Here is a 19515-nt window from a genome sequence, read left to right as displayed (position 1 = left end):
TTCCGCCTGCTCCTCCGTTTCCTTAAGAGTTACCGTTTTGAAGCTGGTTCGTCAGCTCGGTACGAATACGCGTTTTCTCCGCATCGTCCACCATATAATAGTAGATTCCGTCGATCTTTTTGCCGCTGCCTTGCACTTCGTCTTTATCGACCGAATCGATTTCCGTCCGATACTTGGTCACGATGTCCATCATATCGTCCTTGGTCAGATTGGTTTTGACGTTGTCTTTGACCGCTTCCAGCAGCGAATTGACTTTGGTCAAATTCGAGATGTTTTTGCCTTTTTCGATCAGCGCGGACAGCACGAGCTGCTGACGGTCATTGCGGCCGATATCGCCTTTGGGATCGTCGTAACGCATGCGGGAGTACATCAGCGCTTCGTGGCCGTTCATGTCGATCAGGCCCTTTTTGTAATCGGTTCCTTCAAAATCGAACTCGAACGGATTGTTCACGGTAACGCCGCCCAAAATGTCGATGATCCGCTCCAGGCCTTCCATGTTGACTTTCACGTAATAATCGACCGGGACGTCCAGAAATTGCTCGACCGTATTGACCGACATGTTCACGCCGCCGAAGGCGTAAGCGTGATTGATCTTATCAACCGTGCCTCGGCCCACAATCTCCGTGCGCGTATCGCGGGGAATATTGAACATCAGGACCGAACGCTTCTGAGGATTGACGGCCAGCATCATGATCGCGTCGGAACGACCTACGTCGTTCTCCCGTTCGTCGACGCCGAGGACCAGCAAGTTGAAGGGCTTGGTCTCGCTCAGATCGGCGGGAAGCTCCTGCGCGGCCTGCCGCGCGCCGGCATTGCCGACCGAAGCGGTCAAACTTCCGCCCTGAGCGGCCGGATCGGCAGACCCTGCGGCCACGTCCGATTCCAGCGGTTCATAGATGGATTCCATCGTATCGACAACGGGGCGATAAATGGAGTAGGCGTAACCTCCGATACCGATCGCCAGGACGGCAACGCCGGAGATCGCGATCTTCGCCCAGCGCTTCATAACGCGTTTCGGCCGGCTCCGGCCGCCTTCGCGCCGCTAACGACGCAGTGGCGTTCGATATCGTTCCAACTGCTGAACAATTCTTCGAAATCTTCTTCCTGCACGACTTCGCCTTTTTGCACCTCGATGTATTCCATATCGTGGAAGGCTTTGAGGCAGTGGTACGTTCCGGGCTCGATCGTGACCACGTCGCCTGCTTCAACCGGCGTGATGGTGCCTTCTTTGACCAAAATGCCTTTTCCGCTAATGATCGTCCACGTATCGGCGCGATAGAGATGCTTGCGGTATCCCAGATTGTTGCCCGCTTTGAGTCCGATGCGTTTGGTCAGCACTTCGGTTCCGTCCCCGAACTTGGAATAGTCGAGTACCCGATACCAGCCCCAGCGGCGTTCTTCGTACATCGGACGTTGCCCGGCATCGACCATGTCTTTGACGCGAGGACTCGCTTCTTTGTCCGAAACGAGAATGCCGTCCGGGCTGACGGCGACGATCGCGTTGGGAATGCCGATAATCGTAACCGGAATATCCAATTCGTTGATCAGATGCGTATTGGGCGAATCTTCGCTAATCGCACCTTTGCCGATATGCTGCAAGCCCATATTTTCGGTGAGCGTATTCCAGGTACCGAGATCTTTCCAATACCCGTCATACGGAATCACGGCGATATGCGATTCTTTTTCCACTACCGCGTAATCGAAGCTGATCTTCTCCAGCGTCGCGTAACGGGCAAGCAGATCCTCGTATTGCATCGGCATTCCCGCACGGAGCAGATGATCCATCATATAGCTCAGCTTAAAAGCGAACACGCCGCAGTTCCATAAAGCCCCCTGCTCGATCAGACGCTCCGCCCGATCTTCGCTCGGTTTTTCGGTAAAGCGTCCTACCTTCTTGTAATCGCTGTTGTTTTCGTCCGCTTCCGGCACGATATATCCGTATTTCGAAGACGGGTATGTAGGGTTGACGCCCATCAAAGCCATTTTGGCCCCCGAATTGTGCAGCGCTCCCTCCAAATCGCGAATCCGGTCGAAGAATTGGTCGTCCACGTACGGATCGACAGGCAGGATGCAGACCGTCTCGTCCAAGCCGACGCCTTGCGAGTATAGGTATGATGCCGCGAGCGCGATCGCCGGGAACGTGTCCCGACGCTCCGGCTCCACGATAATCGGTACGCCGCCAAGCTGGTTCTGCAAAATTTCGACTTGAACTTTGCTTGTCGCGATAACCGCCGAATCGGCCAGCCCTGCACCTTTGATTTGTCCCCAAACCCGTTGGACCATCGACTCCATCTCGCCGTGCTCGTTCTCCAACACTTTCAAAAACTGCTTCGATCTGGCGTCGTTCGACAACGGCCACAGCCGCTTGCCCGAGCCTCCGGACAGTAATACCAATTTCATGCTTGCCCCTCCATTCTGTCGATTCGTATCGGTGTCTTTTCTTTTAAGGTATGCGCGTTAGGGTTAAACGATTTTGAGATTATCCTTTTTTTCTGCTGCCGCGGCCGGATCGACCAGGCTTTCGATCAGATATTCGCGAAGCTCGTCGCCGAGGCCGCTGCGTTTGAGCGCGAAATCGACATTGGCTTTCAGGTAACCGATTTTGCTGCCGACGTCGTACAACGTTCCGTCATAACGGAAGCTGTACATTCTGGACAGTTCCGCCAGCTTTTTCAACGCGTCCGTCAATTGAATCTCGCCGCCCACTCCCGCTGTCTGATGCTCCAAAATGTCCATGATACCCGGTTCGAGGATGTAACGGCCGATCATTGCCAGGTTGGACGGCGCGTCCGTTTTCGGCTTTTCCACGAGATCCGTGATCAGGTTCAGGTTGTCGGTCAGTTTGTCGCCCTTGATGACGCCGTAGCTGCTTACGTCTTTCCAAGGCACGGCTTCGACCGCGATCATGTTGCCGCCGGTACGTGCCTGCTCGTCCATCATTTGCTTCAGGCAAGGCACTTCGCTGTCGATGATCATGTCGCCGAGCAGTACCGCGAACGGCTCGTTGTTGATGAATTTGCGTGCGCACCAGATGGCATGTCCGAGACCGAGCGGTTCTTTTTGCCGGACGCAGTGGATCTCGACCAGGTTGGTCACTTCGCGAACGATGCTCAGCAGCTCTTCCTTGTTCTTCTCTTCCAGGTCCGCTTCCAGCTCGATGTTTTTATCGAAGTGGTCTTCGATGGCCCGCTTGCTGCGTCCCGTTACGATAATGATATCTTCGATGCCGGAGGAAACGGCCTCTTCGACAATATATTGAATGGTCGGCTTATCTACGATCGGAAGCATTTCTTTCGGCATTGCTTTCGTTGCGGGCAGGAACCTTGTTCCTAGGCCGGCCGCCGGGATAATTGCTTTTTTAACTTTAGTCATCGTTGATGCCCTCCTCTGAATGTGTGAACTTAGTTAACGCAATCACCGTCATTTAGCTAACTTAGTTTTACTTATAAGCCTATTCTTGATGTTTTGAAACAATTCTTTGTTAAAAAGAAAAATAACGGCAAAGTAGATTAACGCTCCGACAGCGACCTGGATCACGAAGTTCGCTTCTTGAGAGAACACGGCAACGGACAAATAATTGATCAATAGCACGCCTGCGACCATGATCAGTCCGTAAGACAATCCCGGCGCCATGCTGCGCAGGTAGTCGCGCAAGCAAGGCCCGATCATTCGGCGCATGGCGTAATGGTATTGGATAATCATCAGCAAAAATTGAATGACGACGTAAGCGACGCACGTTCCCATGATGCCCCAGAAATACGTGCCGACCGCAAGTCCCGGAACCTGAATGCACATGCCCATCAGCGTATAGCGGAAGTACATGTCGGTCCGCCCTTTGGCTTGAAGCAGCGGTTGGATCGGGACGATCAACGAACGCATCAGCATGGCGAGCGACAGCACTTGGATCAAAATGACGCTCGGTTCCCATTTGGCTCCGAAAATGAACGGCACGAGTACCGGAGCGGTGACCAGCAGGCCCAGATAGATCGGCGCGTTCAGGTAGCTGACCAAACTGATCGTTTTGATATAGCCGCTGCGCAGACGTTCCATGTTGTCCTGCATCTTCGCGTACAACGGCAGGCTGACCGTGTTGATGAGCGGGGTCAGTTTCAGTACCGGCATGGTGCAGAGCTGGAACGCGAACGAGTAGTAACCCAGAACCTGCGCGCTGTAGAGACGACCGATCAGGATATAGTCGATGTTGGACATCAGCGACTGGATCACGTTGGACGACATTTGATAAACGCCGAAGCTGAGATAGCCTTTCAAATCTTTTTTGGCGAAATGCAGCTGGGGGGTCCATTTTTTCCAACCTTGAACCAACAGCATGAACGATTTCACGAAGGCGTTGCCCAAGTTCGACAGAACCAGCGCGTAGACGCCGAAGCCTGCGATCGCGCCGCCGACCGCCAGCAGGAAGCCGACGAAGTAAGACACGATCTGGATTTTGGCGATATTGTCGAACTTCAGCTCTTTGCGGAACAAAACTTCGAACTGCTGTCCGAAAGCCGGAAGCAGACACAGCAGCGCCATCCAGCGAACCGGATTAAGCAGCTCGGGCTCTTGGTAGAACCAGACCACGAGCGGCGCCGAGAAGAAAATAATGACGCCGATAAAAGCTCCTGTAACGAGGTTGAGTATGTAGAGACTGGAAAGATGGTCTTTGGTCACGTCCTGACGGTGAATGATGGCGTTCGAGATCCCCGCATCGGTCAAATTGACCGCCGCAGCGACGACGACCATCGTCATGCTCATCAGACCGTAGTCGATCGGACTCAAAATCCGGGACAGCGCGACCAGCTGAAGCAGCTGGATCACGATCGTCACGATCGTGGCTATGCTTGACCACTTCGCCGCTTTGATCCCTTTCTTCTTTAATGAAGACATATCGCCACTCCTTAGGTTTGCAATTCTCTATCTAAGATTGTCTATCCGATCTTGACCTGGAGCTTATCGATAAAATCCAACAGCGTGTTCACTTTGGATTCCCAAGCATGGCTTCGCGCCATCTCGCGGATCGCCAGCCGATCCTGCTTCGCGGATAACGCCGCTTCGACTTGGTCCGGCAATTCCGCGCTATCGCGGTAAAAGTGCAGGAAGCGTTCCTGACGTCTAAGCAGCTCCGGCGTCTCCGTTACCACGACCGGCAGTCCGGCGGCGGCATATTCATACAGCTTCATCGGGCTTCGCCCCGCATTGGCGGCATGATTGCTGAGCGGGAGCAGCGCCACGTCCGAATGCTGAAGGTAGGCAGGCACGGTCGCGTACTTTTTTGCTCCGAGAAAATAAACATTGGCGAACTCCGAGAAATCGCGTTTTGTCTCTTCGTTTACAGGGCCGATAATGACGAGGCTGACATTAGGCTTTTCTTTCGCCAACAGCTTAAGTCCTTTGAGATCGAGCCGTTCGTCCAGCGCTCCCACATAAACGGCGCGCGGCGACGGAATACTCTTCAAGTCTTCGGGTTCTTCGGCCGGAGCGGAAAAGTGTTCGTATTCGACACCGTTTTCCAGCAGCAATGTCGGTACGGCAGGATTGTATTCCTGAAGCTCCGACAATACCGGGCCAGAAGTGGATACGAGTCCGTCGACTACCGACATCAACGTTCGTTCGGCCGTAGCGATCGAAGCGTCTCCCGTCATTTTGCTGTAAATATCGGTCGGACGGTAAATGGTCACTTTGGGCGATACCAGCTTCTCCAGTCCGACAAAGCGCGGTTGGTCGATCAACAATAAGTCTACGGAAGCCATTTCGTGCTCGCGCATCACTTTTTTGATCGCGGGCAGCATCCAGTTCTTCTGCGTCTTTTTGAAGATCGGTCCGGCAATTTCCCACGGCAGCAGCGACATCGGAACCGAGTTGACGACTGCCGACGTATCGACTTTCTTCCCTTGCAAAATGCGGAAGCGAGCCTGAATATCCCGATCTTTCCACTTCAGCAGATGAAACAGGCTTAGCGGGGTGCTGACATGAATGACCGAGTGCCCCAACTTCTCCATTTCCCTGGATAAGTGATGGGAGCCGACCACGAACGGGCTTCCCATATACGTATGGCTCGCAAACATAATATTCATACCGACTCTCCTCCTTTTCTCGCGTTAAGTTCTTGGATCAAGCTTGCGCCTTACGATTTTCGTTGCGGGCAACTTTCTCCGTATAACGTCCGATCGCATGCCGCTTCACTTCGCCCAGCGTCTCGTAAGCACATTTTTCCCAAGAGAACTTACCGGCTTGAGCCAGTCCTTTTTGTCTCATTTCATGCTGCAGTTCGGGACTTTGCATCACCTTGGCGATCTTCCCGGCGATATCCTCGGGTCTGCTCGGGTCGCAGTACAAGACGGCGTCTCCGCATACTTCCGGCAGCGAAGCGGTATCCGATACGACAACGGGGCAGCCGCATGCCATGGCCTCGAGCGGCGGAAAACCGAATCCTTCGTAGAAAGAAGGGAAAACAAAGCAGGATGCCCGATCGTACAATGTCCGCAATTCTTCGTCTTCGACGTACCCGACATGCCGAACGTTATTGCCCAGCTCCGCGTCTTCGGATTTGAAAATCTTCGGGTTTGTCCCTCCAGCGATCACGAAGTCGAACCCTTGATCTCCGATCAGCTCGGCTGCACGAACGATGGAACGAAAGTTTTTGTTGGGACTGCGACTGCTTACGGCAAGCACGAAAGGACGATCCAACCCCTGCTGCGCCGGATAATCGGGAGCACTTCCGCTTTGAAGCACATGTTCTTTTCCGTGGTAGATGACCCGGATCTTGTCTTCGCGAATTCCGCAGTGGCGAATCAATTCGTCTTTCGAGTTTTCCGAACAAGTCAGGATAAGCGGCGACGTGCGCCCCAGCGTTCGAAACATCAACTTGTACCACATCTTGAATGCGGACGAATACGTATCCGGCACCGAGTACACGGCAGCATCATGCAGCGTGACGGCTTGCCTGCGCTTGAACAACGGAGCCGCATTGCATAAGTTGATGAGGAAGCCGTCTTTCGATAATAGCGGGAGCGAGATTTGTTCCCACAATTGCCCGCTGAAGCGCCCCGTTTGACGAACTTCGATATGCCGGGTACCTAACTCATGAATGTCTCCTTTTGGAGCCAAAACGATAAATTCATAACCGCGAACGGCCGGGTCATCCCGACCGATCAATTGGTCTATGGTGCGCAGCAGTTCATAAGCATAACGCTGTACACCGGTTACGGAAGCCTTGAGGAATCGTCCGTTGATGTAAATACGCGTCTTAGTCACCTGCTCCCACTCCTTTCAAACGCCAGCTTGTCAGTTTCTTGCGGTTGTAATGCAAAATGAAGGTAAAGGCGAGAATGATGATCCAGCACGGGAAGAAGCGTCCGCTGCCGAAGTAGAAGTAGCGAGGAATCTCCAATACGCCTACCAGCCAGATCGGATAGATCATCATGCCGAACGTGTGGCCTTTTTTGAAATGGGTATACAGAACTCCGGTGAAAAAGCCGACGATGACCCAGAAGATCAGCGCGCCGCTAAAGCCGTAGTCGCTGTAAGGCTGCAGCAGTCCCGACGGGTTATTGAATTCCGGGTTACCCATCGTCGCCAGCGTGTTGTTAATGACCGACTGCGGTTCGAAACCGTAAATCGATTCGTAAGCCGTATCCGGCACGCCCGGGAATTTCCAGATGAATTCTGCCGTGGAACTCGGGAAAGGCAGCCAATGGAAACCGAGATGCTGGAAGTACAAAGTTCCCGTATTGATGGCAGTCACGTAATACCCGAAAAATCGGGTCACGATAAATTCCCAGAACGACGGATAGTAGTTCACGTAATAGCTAAGCCAGGACCGGAAATACTCGCTGACTCCGAAGAATCCGACGAGCGCGATCAGGCCGATGAACGGATATAATCCGACGAAAGGCGTTTTGCGTCCGAGCTTGGCCCGCATCGAGAAGAATACGACGGCGGCCGGAACGATAAACTCCATGATGGCCAGACGTTCCAGGAAAAACACCGCCCGCAGCATCGTCAGGACGAACACTAGAGCAAGCATCCATATGTACATCTTTTTCTTATTATAAAAAAGGTAGTAGCTGGTCAGGATGACGAACGGAATGCTGAAGTTGGTAAACGAAGTGATGCCCGCTACGTTATCGAAGCTTTCTTTGATTCCGTAGATCGCGCCCGGTTCTCCGCTCAGCACGCTCATGAACAATCCGATGCTGAAGCCGCCGCGCAGCATGACCAGGAACCACATCGCGTAACCGAACATCGTAAAGCCGAACAGCAAGCCGATCCACATTTTAATGAAGGAATCTTTTTTCTCCATCACTTCGCTGAATGCTTGCGACGGCTTCGTTCCCCTTCCGGCCAGAAAGGCAAGAGCGCCGCCGATCACAAAGCAGCAGACCGGAAGAATGGAGTAGATGATATTCGACGGGTCGATAAATTTGTTGACACGGTAGAAGGAAACGTAACTGTCTGCCGGTATGTAGTACGCGCCGATCAGGATCACGGTCATCAAGATTGCGAAAATGACGGTCGGATTCAGCCACCAGATTCGCTGAACGTTTTCGATCGTTGTGACTTGCGTAGATTTTGCTTGATTGTTGTTTGCCATCGTCCGATCCTCCTTTCTGCCAACAAGCCGCTAGGCGATGCCGCTTTTCTCTACCCTCGTTTTCCTGACGGAAAGCCGAAAGTCTTTCAAATCGTCATCGCTGCGCTCTTGGTTTTGATAAATCAGGGTAACCTCGGATTAATCCGAGGCTACAGAATTACGGAACGGAGACAAGCTTTCCAGCTCAGGCCGTCCGATCGAGTAGTATTGGAACGTCGTATCCGCCAATTGTTCTCTGGAGTAAACGTTGCGTCCGTCGATCAATACCGGCTGCTTCATCGCGCCGTTCAATTGCTGCAGATCGATTTCTTTGAATTCCGACCAATCCGTCAACAAGCAGAGCGCATCGCTGCTTGCCGCGGCATCCATGGCGGAATCGCACCATTCCACATCCGATTCGTTGCGGAAGAAGCGGCGGAAGTTTTCTGTGGCAATCGGATCATAGGCTTTAACGATCGCGCCTTCTTGCAGCAGAGTCTTGATGATATCGAGTGCCGGCGCTTCGCGCACGTCATCGGTGTTCGGCTTGAATGCCAATCCCCAGATGCCGACGGTCTTGCCTTGAAGATCGCCGAGCGAATGGTTCAGCTTGGCGATGATGTTGAAGCGTTGATCGTTGTTCACTTCGACGACGGATTTCAGAAGTTTGAATTCGTAGTCCACGTTACCTGCAATCTGGATCAAAGCATGCGTGTCTTTCGGGAAACACGAGCCGCCGTATCCGATACCGGCTTGCAGGAACGAGGAGCCGATCCGCTTGTCATAGCCCATGCCCTGAGCGACATGCGTTACGTCGGCTCCGACTTTTTCGCAAATGTTCGCAATCTCGTTAATGAACGAAATCTTGGTAGCCAGGAAAGCATTCGACGCGTACTTGATCATTTCCGCGCTGCGCACTTCCGTGACCATGATCTCGTTCGTCAGCGGACGGTGCAGCTCGGTCAGCGTAGCCGCAGCGCGTTCGCTGCCCGTTCCGATGATGATGCGATCCGGATTCAGCGTGTCTTTCACCGCCGAACCTTCGCGCAGGAACTCCGGAATGGATACGACGTCAAAAGCATGCGGGCTGAGCTGGCTAATGATTTTTTTGATTTTATCGTTAGTGCCGACCGGAACGGTACTCTTGGTCACGACGATCTTGTAACCGTTCATTGCCAGCGCGATATCTTGCGCGACTTGTTCGACGTATTCGAGATTCGCCTCGCCGCTCGGCAGCGACGGCGTGCCTACGCAGATGAATACCACATCCGCATCGTTCACCGAATTCGTCAGATCGGAAGTGAATTTCAAGTTGCCGAGTGCGGTGTTTTTCTCCATCAATTCTTGCAACCCTGGCTCATAGATCGGAACTTCACCTTGACTCAGACGTTCCACTTTGTCCAGGTCTTTATCTACGCAGGTGACTTGATTGCCGATTGCCGAAAAGCAAACGCCCGATACCAGACCGACATAGCCGGTCCCTATGAATGTCAATTTCATAATGAAGTCTCCTTTGATTTGAGAATCGGCTTAAAGCACCCGTGAAATCATCCGTTCCGCGCCGAACCGACGCCCCTCTTCGCTTTGCTTGTTATGGATATGCGTTTGCAAATTTTGCCGGAATATTTCCGGCGAGAAGCGCATCGCGTTTTTGCGGCAATTCGTCGGCAGGATTTTGGCTTTTTCCGATTCGAAGCGCTGCACGGCTTCAATGATCGCGCTCGGATTCTGTTGATCGTAAAACACTCCGGTCGGCATAAGTTCATCCAGCCCTTTAACCGTCTCCAAAGCGCCGCCTTTTCCGTATGCGATAACCGGCGTCCCGCAAGCTTGGGCTTCGACCGGCGTAATCCCGAAATCTTCTTCGGCGGCGAAAACGAACGCTTGAGCTCTCTGCATATGATCGACCAACACATGATCCGGCTGATAGCCGAGGATTTGAATATTTTTCGATTCATGCTTGCGAACCTTTTCCATATCCGGTCCGTCTCCGATAATGACCAACTTCTTGTCAGGCATTTGCGCGAAAGCTGCGGCGATCATGTCCATTTTTTTGTAAGGAACCATACGCGACGCCGTCAGATAAAAGTCTTCTTTGTCTTCGCGCGCCGTGAACGCCGATACATTAACCGGAGGATAGATGACGGAGGCCTCGCGGCGATAGACTTTCCAGATCCGATTGGCGATAAACTGCGAATTGGCGACAAAATGATCGACGCCGTTCGAAGTCCGATAATCCCATAAACGGATACGGCTGAGAATGATTTTGGCCATCGCGCCTTTGAGCCCTTTTTGAAGTCCGGACTCTTTCAGGTATTGAGGCTGCATGTCCCAGGCATATCGGATCGGGGAATGCACGTAAGAGATATGCAATTGATCCGGTCCGGTAATAACTCCTTTTGCTACCGCATGGGAGCTGGACAAGATCAGATCGTACGACGAAAGATCGAACTGCTCGATCGCAAGCGGCATGAACGGCAGGTATTGGCGATATTGCTTTTTAGCCAGCGGCAGTTTCTGAATAAAGGAGGTATGTACTTTTTTTCCTTGCAGGAACCCCCGGTCCTTTTCCGGCATAAAGTCCACAAGGCTGTAGATTTCGGCTTCCGGGAAGATTTGAATCATTTGTTCAAGCACCTTCTCCGATCCGGCATAGCTGGTCAACCAGTCATGAATGATTGCGACTTTCATTCGGATCATCCTTTCTCTTCTGATATAGGAGTCAGCCTGAGCTCAATAAGCGCCTCTTTTGAGCAATACGCTGACGACAGTCGCAAACAGAATCCGAATATCCAGCCAGATCGTCCGGTGATAGACATAATGGAGTTCCAGGTCTACGCGCTCGGGATAACCGACGTCGCTGCGTCCGCTAACCTGCCAATACCCGGTTACGCCCGGTTTGACGGAGAGCAGATCGTCTTTGCGGTCTTTATACTCTTTCAATTCCTGCGCCACGATGGGTCTCGGGCCGACCAGGCTCATTTCGCCTTTGAGTACGTTTAACAGCTGCGGCAGCTCGTCGAGGCTCGTCTTGCGCAGGAAACGACCGATGGACGTGATGCGGGGATCTTCGTCTTGCTCCAGCTTATAGTTGTTGGCGACGTATTTTTCATACAGGGCCGGATCTTCTTTCAATCGCTGCTCCGCATTGGTCGCCATCGAACGGAACTTGTAAATGCTGAACATGTTCGAGTTCTTTCCGAATCTTTTTTGCTTGAAGAACACAGGTCCTTTCGGATCTTCGATCTTGATCAGAATAGCCAATACCAAAAATACGGGCGATAAAAGAATCAGACCAATCAGAGAAGCTACCAGATCCATACTCCGTTTGGTTGTATTGAACACGATTCCCCGATTCCAGGTTAGGTCCCTGAACGCCGCTTCATTGTACTCTGCCGCTTCGGCATCATTTCTGACTACACTCATGGTTTCCCCTCCATTTGTCTTGGGTGTCTGTGGATGTCGAGCTTGCAGTCTTTACGCTTTGTTCAATACGACGCCTAAAATGTGAGCGTTCACGTGATCCATGCCGCGCTTCACTCTCTTCAATTCTTCCTTCGTTACCTTGCCTTGATGAGCCACCAATACCACGCCGTCCGACATCGTGCCGAGGATCTGCGCATCCGACACATCCAATGCGGCCGGCGAATCGATCAATACAACGTCATAGTACGCGGAAACTTCTTTCAACAATTCTTGCATACGATCGGAACCGAGAATTTCGGACGGATTAGGCGGTATCGTACCTGCGGTAAGCACCGACAAATTGGAAATGGCCGTCGTGGATACCGCTGCTTCCAAGCCGCATTGTCCGCTCAACACATCGGTCAACCCTCGCTTGTTGGAACGTGGAAAGACTCGTTGGAGCGAAGGGTTTCGCAAATCCCCGTCAATCAGCAGCACTTTCTTGTTTTCTTGCGAATAAGAGACGGCCAGATTCGTTGCGGTTGTCGTTTTGCCTTCATCACTGCCTGCCGAGGTGACCAATAAAATTTTCGAGGAACGCCCCATCGCCGAAAAGCGGATGTTCGTGCGCAGCGTCCGATAGGCTTCGGAGGCGTCCGCAGTTGAGTTTTTATTGGCCACCAGGTAAGTTCCGCTGCTCATGGCTCTAGTCATCGATTACATCGCCTGCCTTTAATAGGATTGGTTCATGCTGAAGGGTAGATCTGCTTTTATAAAACATGTTGGGCTTCACCGACGGAAGGAATGATCGAATCCGATCGCAGCCGATCCTCGGTCCATTGCTTGGAAATAACCATCTTGTAGAGGTCTTCCATTTTTCGAGTCTGCTCCTGCAGGTCAAACTGACGGCTGACTCGGGCCTGACCATACTCGCTGAACGATTTCCATAGATCGCGCTCCGTCAAAAGACGTTCGATGTAAGCACCCAGTCTATGCGAATCCCGCTCAGGCGCGAGATAACCGCTCTTGCCGTGTTCGACAGCTTCCGGAATCCCTCCTGTAGCAAAGCTTGCCACCGGAACCCCCATTGCAGCTGCTTCCAAGAACACCATGCCCAGCCCTTCTTCGGCACCGTTCTCGGCTCTGACACTTGGAACGCTGAACACTCTTGCTTTGTTCATCCACTCGCGAACGACATGATGCGGCTGCGTCCCAAGAAACCGATAACGTTTCAGGTGCTGTGCCGCCATACGTTCCAGTTCCCCGCGAAGCGGACCGTCTCCGATCACGACAAGCTCGGCTTCAGGATTTTTGCGTTGGACTTCAGCCATAGCTTTGATCAAATAAGCACAACCTTTGACCTCAACAAGCCGTCCAACGAACAAAACCGTCTCCTGACGCTGAATCGCAGGGTCCGGCGTAAAGGACTCCACGTTAATCCCGATATAGTGACGAACGATCTTTTCCGGCGGATAACCCTGGCTGATCAATTTACTGCGGATGAAATCCGATACCGCAATAAACAGATCTCCTTTTTTCTGAAGTTTCGAGCGCTGTTTCAGATAATTTCGATGGGTATAATAAGATTTTCTGGCGTACTCGTCCTTGGTTGTCGCGTCATATCCATGGAAAGTTACGATCAACGGAATTTTCAATTTCTCCGCAATCGGCATAGCCAGACAGCCTTCCGGACCGAAATGAGCATGAATGAGTTTGGGCTGAATCGCTTTAAGACGCTGCGTCAATCTGCGACCGGGCCCCATCAGCTTGAATTCAAGCTCTTTTCTTCGCCCCGATACTCCCCCGGTGTTGATAATAATCTGCTTATCGGCTTCGATCTGCAGTCCGGGCACGAGACGCGAACCCATGAAATAAGAATGGAAAGATTCAAAACGTTCAGCCTGACTTTTGATGAAAGTCTCGGACGGCGGCAAGATTTGATCCCGATAGATCAGTACGGGAAGTTCGGGTTGAATGAGTTTCATGGCTCGCCTCTCTTATCGCTGCTCGTTGGCAGTACGAAGAAGTGCTTTTTCTTCAGGCTGTCCTGAATCGTTGGTTTGCTGGTTTTTCAAATCGCTTTTCGCGATCCGTTCCACTTTCGCCAATACGGGCAACCCGAGCGCGGTTTCCACGTCGAACTCCGTTTTGACGGAATCGTCCAAGTATTCGATCAGGAAAAGGATACCGAAGCCCAGCATAAGTCCCACGATCAGACTCAAAACGATTACCATCTGTCTGTGATCGTTTACCGGAGCCGCCGAAAGATTCGGGTCGGCTGCGTTCAAGACGCTGACATTGTTGACCTGCATAATCTCCGGAATTTGGCTGATGAATACGTTGCCGGTCGAATTGGCGATCGTTGCAGCCTTCTCGTATGAAGGATCTTGCACGGAAACGTTAATGACTTGCGTGTTTTGCGTCGAATCGATCATAAGTTTGTCGCCGATCTGCGTCGAAGTCAGGTTCAACTCGGGATGGCGTTCTACCACGAGTTTGGTGATGGAATCGGATGTAATGATCTTTTTGTACGTATTGATCAGTTTAAGATTGGCTTCAATCGAGTTGGAGTCGACCTGCGCCTGCCCCGTACTGCTGATCGAAGGTTCATTGACGATCAAGTCGACGGAAGCTTTATAGAGGGGCTCATATCTGGAGTTGAATGCAATCGCAGCAGCGAAGCACACCAACACGGTCAGGGCAAGCACCCACCATCTTTTCTTAATGACGCTCAAATATTCTTTTAACTCCATGCACGATCCCTCCGTGTTCAATGAGATGGTTAACAGTCGGTGAACCCTTTTACGCAATGAGAACAATCTTTACATATTGAAAATAAAATTGATTAATTTCGAAAAGGTTGTGGAAACGACTTACATTTTCAAAATTAAAAATAGAAAATTCGAACCTTTGCCGTTTATCCGGCTATTTCTTGGTTCGCTGCAAGAGACCAACCTATTCAGGAATTTCTCGTGAACACTCCGATTATGTAGTCCGCTCAAGCTTCGCGATCAACTCCCTTCCGTGGATAGCGCACCGACGTAGCGAAAAGAAGTTGTTCATCTTTGGATGCCAAAAGTCCCTATGCGGATTTTTTGCTATCAAATCCTTGTAGTCCCTGCACTCGCCTCTTGCTTCTCTTAACGGCAGCTCATTTACTCGGCTGCTAATTTAACCTTTAGCTGGCTTTGCTTTTTCTTCAAAAATTGTTTACAAAGCCTTCACAAAACTTTTTCAAATTCTTAACTTCCTCCTCACATCTTTTTATTTGCTTTTGCGATGCTAGTTTATAAACCCGCCCTTTTCGCTTGAATCAAATTCAATTTCTTTGAAGCGATTTTAGTTCTTTATGCCTATTCACTTTTCGCAAGCAAGCAGACTCATTTTCCTATTTTAAGAGAGAAAGCAACCTAAAGTAACAAAAAGGAGCCAGGGATATACCTCTGACTCCTTTTCGAAATTCAAAACCCTGTATTGCCTTCAGAATGAATCGTTCCGCTTTTGAAATTTGTTGCCAATCCTTTCGTATTTTCGAGTTTATTTGCGTCGAAATAGATGTTGCCGATGTCTCCGTCTCCCCATACGCCTATTCCGCCATGTACCGAGTTGCTGATGGTATTTCCGTTGAACTTCACTTCGTCGATGATCCCTTGTGAGGCATAAACCAGAATATTCGGATGTTCCGATCCAAGTCGTGTACCCGTATGCTCGATCGTATTTTCGTTAATCACGATATTTTTCACGTTACGAGTATCCCATTCCTTTTCAACCGAGATATAGATGCCAGCCATTTCCGTATCCCGAATCTGATTGTTCTCGATTGTCACATTTTCTCCGCCAACAACAGAAATGCCCCGGGCCTTCGAGCCATATCCCACATCGTTTCTTCGGATGGTGATATCTTGAGTTGTCTTTGAGTTCTCTTCGTAACTGACTACGGCAATCGTGTCGTCTCCTGCCTTTCGAACGCTATTTTCTTCTACAGTTACATTGCTGCTTCCGTTGGTGATATGTATCCCGTCGGCTCCTGTATCCTGAAGCGAATTGCCGCGTATGGTACCGTTCGCAGATTCATCGCCCACAAAAATCCCTGCGGTGCTCGACTTATCGATTTTTAGTCCTTGAAGCGTAAAGTTAGTGGCACCTCGCAGCGTAATACTATTCTTATCATTAGCTCCGTTCCCGCGTTCGACCGTTGTTTCATAGACATGGGCAAAGCCGCTAAGCACTGCACCGTCTCCTTCGACGTCGATCGAACCGTTTTCAGGATTGGTTGAAGTCAGAATGGCTTGATCGGCTCCGTCTCCCAACAGTTCTACTCCGTCGATAACCAAAATACCGCTCAGTCGATAGTTGCCCGGGGGGATGTATACGGCAACTTGTTCTGCGGCCGCTCGATCAAGCGCTGCTTGAATAGCTGCCAAATCATCCGTATCATCATCCGGCGTTGCCCCTTCATCGACAATCGACAATGCACCCTCCGGTACCTCAACTGTAGAACCAATGTTTGCAGCTTCCGGCGTCTTCGCTTCTTCTCTCATAAAAATAGCCCCTCTCCAAATCGCGAGAGCAGCCGCAAGCACGACGACGATCGAAATGGCCCACCAAATTTTCCTGTTTGTTTTTTTTCTCATGGTTTCCTCCTTCACGCTTTTCGACTCTCACTCCACATCCAAACCTAATAACGTTTTCAATAATCCGTTCAAACAAAGTTTTTATTCCGGAAAAGGTTCCCTTTTATGTTTCAGAACGGTGAAAAGCGGTTAAGCAGGATTAGTGTTATTTAAACCGCATTGTTCTTCTCTAAGCACTAACCTCAATAAATCAATAAAAAAGCGAATGCCGGTTCTCGCCGACATCCGCTTCTCTCAGGTTAAATTCCTCTCGGATCTACCCAACAAATCTATCCTTTAAAATCCTACGTTTTGATTCAGTTTGATCGTTCCGTTTGTAAATGTAGTAGGCGCGCCTACACGATTAATCAATGTGTTTTTATTGAATGTGATGTTTTTGATTTTCCCTTCACCCCACACGCCAATACCGCGATGCGCACCATTTTTAATGATATTCCCTGTGAATACGACATTATCCACAACGCCTTGAGAAGCATAGACCAACACGTTCGGATGATTCTGGGGTTGTGCGATTCCCGTATGGTTAATGACGTTGTTCGATACGGTAATCCGATCTACGTTTCGCGTATTATAGGAGGCTTCGACGGCTACATAAACCCCTGCCATATTCGTATCTTGAACCGAGTTATTCGAGATGGTCACATCCGTACCCCCTACGACTGCGATTCCCCGCGCTTTTGAACCGTAACCGACATTGTTTTTGCGAATGGTAATGTTATTGACCGGGTTCACATCGCTATCGATATAGCTGACAACCGCAATCGTATCGTCGCCGGCTTTACGCACGATATTGTTCTCAACCGTAATATGGCTGCTTCCGCCGGTCATATGAATGCCGTCGGCACCTGTCGAATCGAGTGTGTTACCACTGACCGTTCCGTTTGTCGAGCCGTACGTAACCATGATACCTGCCGTACTGGATTTGCTTACATAAACGTCCTGAATTTTAAAGTTTTTTGCTCCGCGTACAGTAATGCTATTTTTTTCGTTAGATCCGTCCCCACGCGGCACGGTCGTCTGGTAGACATGCTTTAAATTGCTCAGTTCTACGCCGTTGCCTTTGAGATCGATCGAGCCGCGTTTCGGATTGGTTGAAGTGATCGTAGTCAAAAATTTGCCGGCACCCTGTACTTTTACGCCGTCAATGGTCAAAATATCACTCAAAATATAATTTCCCGCAGGAACATACACGGGCTTGCCTGACGTTTTTGCCGCATCGATCGCAGCAACAAAAGCGGCATAATCGTCTACATTGTCATTAGCTTTTGCCCCGTAATCCAGAACCGATACAACCGGCGATGATTTGATTTGAGCAGCTGCCGATGCTTTGGTGCTCTTTCCCGTACTCGACGAAGCTGCCGGAGCCGAACCGCTATAAACAATATCCGGTTCCCACATCGTATGATCGTGATTCGCATTTCCGAGCTTATTCACGATAAACGAAATTTCGGTACCTTCTTCCACAGGAATTGCCGAAACGCCTTTCGGAGTAACAGCTGTTGTATTCGTAATACTTGAGCTCCACAGCTTCACATTATCTTTTTTGATCGTTGCAACGACTCCGTCCCCTTCGCTGCTGCCTTTTTTCACGCTTCCGGAGATTGAAATAGTTCCCTTCCCTGGAGAAACCCATTTACGAACCGCATCGAAATTCTGATCCGGATGAAGAGCCGTTGCCGATACCCAAGGGTAGCCGCTAGGCGCAGCCCAGCGATTATTTTTCTTGTCATAAACCAGATCAAGATATGCGGTGCCAGATAGCTTCTCGTAATACCACTGACCGGCTCCCTGCTGAGACATGCTGAATGCTGCTGAAGACGAGTACGTCTTGGTAACTCCAGCAGCTTCCGACGTTACGCCTCCTGCCAAAGTTCCTCCGATACTTAACGATAAAACCACCAAACCGGATAAAAATTTACGTTTACTCAAGATGTACCTCCCAAAATGGTTGATTGAAAATTCTTTATAACTATCTGTTTATATCCTATAAATTCAAACTGTGCCGTCATGCTATTTTTGTCTTGCCTCTATTACGAAGAAATAAACGGAGAATGCCGGACCTTTTCTCGTTTCCAGGCCATGTTATGCGCAATAAATCCTGGGGGACCCGAGGTGTCATTTCATCTGTGATCGCTATCCGGGCAGTATCCGTGGAAGATTCATAATTTTTTCTGAAAAAGCCCCACTTTATGTATTATCGGCCACCTGCGAGGCAATGTTTAGACCCAAAGTCCATTCTACTATAAAACCCCTTGAAAAGTTACAATTTCGACATAATTTTTAGTAGGAGGGTGTGAGAGCGCAATCCGGAGAAGAGGACATGTAACAGATCGACATGACGCTTAGCGCTACGAATTCGGGAATTGAGAATTTTAACGGAACGAGGCGACGCTTAACGGTGAAAAAGGCCGATTTTCGTGCCGATTTCATCCGTTTTTCCGGTTTAAACGCCCCTACGATCCATTACGGATTTCAGATTACGAAAATAATCGGTTTAAAGGATATGCGATCCGCTAGCCACCGATCACGGGCAAAACGATTCATGAAAGCGAGGTTTCGCGCTCAAACCTCAGATGCTATACGGTCAAGGTACTAGGGCGTGTATGTAAAATTCGAAGGAAGCAGATTGGATGGATTTTTATTCGCAGCAAGTAACTTTTCAGAAAGCATGCCGGGGTACGTCGAGGGAAAGTAACGGAGGTATAGGTGGATAGCGACACGCTTTAAGTCGATATCCGCAACGGGTAAAAAAACAGCTCCAGATGCACATCGCTGAGTTTTCGTACATGCTCTAACCGCCGAAAGAGGTAGAGTCTCCGGAAACAAGAAAAAAGCCTTCCCTGTTAAGAGAAGACTTCTTCATTGGCTTGGCAGCTTCCTACTCTCCCGGGACCCTGCGGTCCA

15 protein-coding genes are annotated in these 19515 nt (G+C 50.4%); all 15 read right to left on the bottom strand.

Annotated elements, in window-relative coordinates; translation table 11 throughout:
- Nucleotides 1-22 precede the first annotated feature (22 nt).
- Complete coding sequence (locus HRQ63_RS00075; protein WP_172237285.1) at nt 23-1006, bottom strand: LCP family glycopolymer transferase; 984 nt, start codon at nt 1004-1006, stop codon at nt 23-25.
- Complete coding sequence (locus HRQ63_RS00070; RefSeq protein ID WP_172237282.1) at nt 1003-2400, bottom strand: sugar phosphate nucleotidyltransferase; 1398 nt, start codon at nt 2398-2400, stop codon at nt 1003-1005. Before HRQ63_RS00070 ends, HRQ63_RS00075 begins: the two co-directional genes overlap by 4 nt.
- A 63-nt stretch (nt 2401-2463) precedes the next feature.
- Nucleotides 2464-3372, bottom strand: coding sequence for a UTP--glucose-1-phosphate uridylyltransferase GalU (gene galU, locus HRQ63_RS00065; protein WP_172237279.1), 909 nt, complete (start codon nt 3370-3372; stop codon nt 2464-2466).
- A 48-nt stretch (nt 3373-3420) separates the two neighbouring features.
- A complete protein-coding gene (locus HRQ63_RS00060) occupies nt 3421-4887 on the bottom strand; it encodes an MOP flippase family protein (RefSeq protein ID WP_172237276.1) in 1467 nt (488 codons plus the stop codon).
- Between the two features lie 41 nt (nt 4888-4928).
- Nucleotides 4929-6074 carry a glycosyltransferase gene (locus HRQ63_RS00055; RefSeq protein ID WP_172237273.1) on the bottom strand — a complete coding sequence of 382 codons (1146 nt, stop codon included), beginning with the start codon at nt 6072-6074 and terminating at the stop codon, nt 4929-4931.
- Nucleotides 6075-6111: 37 nt separating this feature from the next.
- A complete protein-coding gene (locus HRQ63_RS00050) occupies nt 6112-7254 on the bottom strand; it encodes a glycosyltransferase family 4 protein (protein WP_172237270.1) in 1143 nt (380 codons plus the stop codon).
- On the bottom strand, nt 7247-8593 hold the full coding sequence (locus HRQ63_RS00045) for an O-antigen polymerase (RefSeq protein WP_172237267.1): 1347 nt from the start codon (nt 8591-8593) through the stop codon (nt 7247-7249). Before HRQ63_RS00045 ends, HRQ63_RS00050 begins: the two co-directional genes overlap by 8 nt.
- Before the next feature lie 138 nt (nt 8594-8731).
- A complete protein-coding gene (locus HRQ63_RS00040; protein WP_172237264.1) occupies nt 8732-10072 on the bottom strand; it encodes a UDP-glucose dehydrogenase family protein in 1341 nt (446 codons plus the stop codon).
- Nucleotides 10073-10102: 30 nt separating this feature from the next.
- Nucleotides 10103-11263 (bottom strand): glycosyltransferase family 4 protein, encoded by a 1161-nt coding sequence (locus tag HRQ63_RS00035; RefSeq protein WP_172237261.1) that lies wholly within the window; start codon nt 11261-11263, stop codon nt 10103-10105.
- A 42-nt stretch (nt 11264-11305) separates the two neighbouring features.
- Entirely contained in the window at nt 11306-11998 is a 693-nt protein-coding gene (locus HRQ63_RS00030; RefSeq protein WP_172237258.1) for a sugar transferase, read from the bottom strand.
- 51 nt (nt 11999-12049) lie between these two features.
- Nucleotides 12050-12691 carry a CpsD/CapB family tyrosine-protein kinase gene (locus tag HRQ63_RS00025; RefSeq protein ID WP_172237255.1) on the bottom strand — a complete coding sequence of 214 codons (642 nt, stop codon included), beginning with the start codon at nt 12689-12691 and terminating at the stop codon, nt 12050-12052.
- A gap of 56 nt (nt 12692-12747) precedes the next feature.
- Nucleotides 12748-13962: a glycosyltransferase gene (locus tag HRQ63_RS00020; RefSeq protein ID WP_172237252.1), complete on the bottom strand. Its 1215-nt coding sequence runs from the start codon at nt 13960-13962 to the stop codon at nt 12748-12750.
- Nucleotides 13963-13974: 12 nt separating this feature from the next.
- On the bottom strand, nt 13975-14730 hold the full coding sequence (locus tag HRQ63_RS00015) for a YveK family protein (protein WP_172237249.1): 756 nt from the start codon (nt 14728-14730) through the stop codon (nt 13975-13977).
- A gap of 708 nt (nt 14731-15438) precedes the next feature.
- Nucleotides 15439-16611, bottom strand: a complete 1173-nt coding sequence (locus HRQ63_RS00010) for a right-handed parallel beta-helix repeat-containing protein (protein ID WP_229714020.1) — start codon at nt 16609-16611, stop codon at nt 15439-15441.
- Between the two features lie 276 nt (nt 16612-16887).
- Complete coding sequence (locus HRQ63_RS00005; protein WP_172237246.1) at nt 16888-18540, bottom strand: glycosyl hydrolase family 28-related protein; 1653 nt, start codon at nt 18538-18540, stop codon at nt 16888-16890.
- Between the last annotated feature and the right edge of the window lie 975 nt (nt 18541-19515).

Origin of the sequence: Saccharibacillus endophyticus (assembly GCF_013185185.1) — a bacterium.
Taxonomy (GTDB): domain Bacteria; phylum Bacillota; class Bacilli; order Paenibacillales; family Paenibacillaceae; genus Saccharibacillus; species Saccharibacillus endophyticus.
The sequence above is the reverse complement of the archived record's forward strand: the minus strand, read 5'-3'. Positions and strand labels throughout refer to the sequence as shown.

What these genes read in the sequence shown, in the direction of transcription:
- HRQ63_RS00075 (WP_172237285.1), bottom strand. Translation starts at nt 1,006, where the DNA reads ATGAAGCGCTGGGCGAAGATCGCGATCTCCGGCGTTGCCGTCCTGGCG.
- HRQ63_RS00070 (WP_172237282.1), bottom strand. Translation starts at nt 2,400, where the DNA reads ATGAAATTGGTATTACTGTCCGGAGGCTCGGGCAAGCGGCTGTGGCCG.
- galU (WP_172237279.1), bottom strand. Translation starts at nt 3,372, where the DNA reads ATGACTAAAGTTAAAAAAGCAATTATCCCGGCGGCCGGCCTAGGAACA.
- HRQ63_RS00060 (WP_172237276.1), bottom strand. Translation starts at nt 4,887, where the DNA reads ATGTCTTCATTAAAGAAGAAAGGGATCAAAGCGGCGAAGTGGTCAAGC.
- HRQ63_RS00055 (WP_172237273.1), bottom strand. Translation starts at nt 6,074, where the DNA reads ATGAATATTATGTTTGCGAGCCATACGTATATGGGAAGCCCGTTCGTG.
- HRQ63_RS00045 (WP_172237267.1), bottom strand. Translation starts at nt 8,593, where the DNA reads ATGGCAAACAACAATCAAGCAAAATCTACGCAAGTCACAACGATCGAA.
- HRQ63_RS00040 (WP_172237264.1), bottom strand. Translation starts at nt 10,072, where the DNA reads ATGAAATTGACATTCATAGGGACCGGCTATGTCGGTCTGGTATCGGGC.
- HRQ63_RS00035 (WP_172237261.1), bottom strand. Translation starts at nt 11,263, where the DNA reads ATGAAAGTCGCAATCATTCATGACTGGTTGACCAGCTATGCCGGATCG.
- HRQ63_RS00030 (WP_172237258.1), bottom strand. Translation starts at nt 11,998, where the DNA reads ATGAGTGTAGTCAGAAATGATGCCGAAGCGGCAGAGTACAATGAAGCG.
- HRQ63_RS00025 (WP_172237255.1), bottom strand. Translation starts at nt 12,691, where the DNA reads ATGACTAGAGCCATGAGCAGCGGAACTTACCTGGTGGCCAATAAAAAC.
- HRQ63_RS00020 (WP_172237252.1), bottom strand. Translation starts at nt 13,962, where the DNA reads ATGAAACTCATTCAACCCGAACTTCCCGTACTGATCTATCGGGATCAA.
- HRQ63_RS00015 (WP_172237249.1), bottom strand. Translation starts at nt 14,730, where the DNA reads ATGGAGTTAAAAGAATATTTGAGCGTCATTAAGAAAAGATGGTGGGTG.
- HRQ63_RS00010 (WP_229714020.1), bottom strand. Translation starts at nt 16,611, where the DNA reads ATGAGAAAAAAAACAAACAGGAAAATTTGGTGGGCCATTTCGATCGTC.